Origin of the sequence: Hungatella sp. SL.1.14, from assembly GCF_024460495.1 — a bacterium.
In the GTDB taxonomy this organism is placed as follows: Bacteria; Bacillota; Clostridia; order Lachnospirales; family Lachnospiraceae; genus Hungatella; species Hungatella hathewayi.
In genome coordinates, this window is record NZ_JANFYJ010000237.1 from 1 (window position 1) to 313 (window position 313).

The window sequence follows — 313 nt, forward strand, 5'->3', positions numbered from 1 at the left end:
CTTCCGTACCCGATATCAGTTAAATACGCCGGCAGCTGTAATGCAGCACCTGTTGCAAAGGTCATCGCAAATATGGAAAGCAGAAAAACATAGAAAGCAGGGCTTCTGCGCGCTTCCGCCATGGTAAAACCGACCGGCGCAGGCTTCTTTGCCGCAGCCTGTTCCCCGACCGGCTCGTCAGCGCCCAGCGGCTGAAGATTTTTGTCCGCCGGAGTGGAACGCACGATGAAGACGGTACACGGAATCATGATAACCAGCATGATAAGACCTACAATTTTGTCCGACATACGCCAGCCCATGCTGGAAATCAGGC

1 pseudogene is annotated in these 313 nt (G+C 53.7%); it reads right to left on the reverse strand.

Annotation, left to right across the window (positions count from 1 at the left end):
* Positions 1-287: pseudogene (locus NE473_RS30825) on the reverse strand (hypothetical protein); the annotation flags it as partial.
* Positions 288-313 lie beyond the last annotated feature (26 nt).